We start from the raw sequence: 1,657 nt of genomic DNA on the forward strand, positions 1-1,657 counted from the left end.
GCTTCGGCTTCCGTTGCGGCTTCCTCGGCCTGCTGCACCTGGAGATCATCGGTGAGCGGCTCGAACGCGAGTTCAACCTCGACCTGATCTCGACCGCGCCCAACGTGGTCTACAAGGTGATCACCGAGGATCTGCAGGAGTTCACCGTCACCAACCCCAGCGAGTTCCCGGCCGGCAAGGTCGCCGAGATTCACGAGCCGGTGGTGCGCGCGACGGTGCTGGTGCCGAACGAGTACGTCGGCGCGGTCATGGAGCTGTGCCAGAGCCGGCGCGGTCAGATGCTCGGCATGGAGTACCTGTCGACCGAGCGGGTCGAGCTGCGCTACATGCTGCCGCTCGGCGAGATCATCTTCGACTTCTTCGATCAGCTCAAGAGCAAGACCAAGGGGTACGCGTCACTCGACTACGAGCCGTCCGGTGAGCAGGTGTCCGACCTGGTGAAGGTAGACATCCTGCTGCACGGTGAGCCGGTGGACGCGTTCAGCGCGATCGTGCACAAGGACAAGGCCTACGCGTACGGCACCACGATGGCCACCAAGCTGCAGAAGCTGATCCCCCGGCAGCAGTTCGAGGTGCCGATCCAGGCGGCGATCGGCAGCCGGATCATCGCCCGCGAGACCATCCGGGCGATCCGCAAGGACGTGCTCGCCAAGTGCTACGGCGGTGACATCACCCGTAAGCGCAAGCTGCTCGAGAAGCAGAAGGAGGGCAAGAAGCGGATGAAGATGGTCGGCCGGGTCGAGGTGCCCCAGGAGGCGTTCATCGCGGCCCTGTCCACGTCGGACTCCGGCGACGCAAAAGGGGCGAACAAGAAGTAATACCTGAGCAAATCACCGCATTGGGGACTTGATCTCGATCGAGCGGTTTGGTTTTTGAAAAGGTCGGGAACTCCTCGGCTCGACGGACGCAACGAATGCTTCACTCCCTGAGGAGGGACCCCCAATGACTGTCACCGGCATTATCACCGCGCTCATCGTCGGCTTGATCATCGGTGCGCTGGGTCGTCTGGTCGTACCCGGCAAGCAGAACATCCCGATCTGGCTGACCATGGTCATCGGTGTCGTGGCCGCCCTGCTGGGCACGGTTATCGCCCGCGCGGCCGGCTTCGGCGACACGGGCGGCATCGACTGGCGTGAGCTGCTCCTGCAGATCTTGCTCGCCGCCGTCGGTGTTGCGCTGGTCGCCGGTGTGGGCAGCCGCCGCCGCCTGACCCGCTAATTCGGGTCGGCCCGCGGAACCGCACTGCCGGAAGTAACCGAAACGCCGGATCGCCTGAGCGGTCCGGCGTTTCGCACGTCCAGAACCAATTTCGAAGATCAACACCCATGTCGTAGCGGGGTGGGTGGTGCTGACCGCTGCTCACGCCGAGGGCCGGGCGGACCCATCTGGCCGCTGGCGCGTCCAAACCGATGCCCCCACCCGGCGACCTGCGTGAGTGGCCACCCCCAACCCCAAACACCAGGCCCCCAACCGCCAACCCAAAAGTGGTAGCCCACCCACGTGTCGGGCCGTGAATGAGGTGGGTGGGCTACCACTTTGGGCTGTTGACCGTTCGTCAGTAGCGGAACTTGTGCTGGGCGCTGCGGCGGTTGACCCATGCCGGAAGGCCGTCTATGTGTTCGAGGTGGGGGAGGCGCTCGTCCGGCTGGTGGCCGCT

Annotated in this window: 1 protein-coding gene and 1 pseudogene; both read left to right on the forward strand. The window is 64.8% G+C overall.

The annotated features are described in order from the left end of the window. Window positions 1–818, forward strand: a pseudogene (locus AB0M20_RS16205) (elongation factor 4); the annotation flags it as partial. 124 nt (window positions 819–942) lie between these two features. Next, entirely contained in the window at window positions 943–1,218 is a 276-nt protein-coding gene (locus tag AB0M20_RS16210) for a GlsB/YeaQ/YmgE family stress response membrane protein (RefSeq protein ID WP_364298756.1), read from the forward strand. Window positions 1,219–1,657: the final 439 nt, after the last annotated feature.

The organism is Actinoplanes sp. NPDC051633, from assembly GCF_040681735.1.
Taxonomy (GTDB): domain Bacteria; phylum Actinomycetota; class Actinomycetes; order Mycobacteriales; family Micromonosporaceae; genus Actinoplanes.

What these genes read in the sequence shown, in the direction of transcription:
- AB0M20_RS16210 (WP_364298756.1), top strand. Translation starts at nt 943, where the DNA reads ATGACTGTCACCGGCATTATCACCGCGCTCATCGTCGGCTTGATCATC.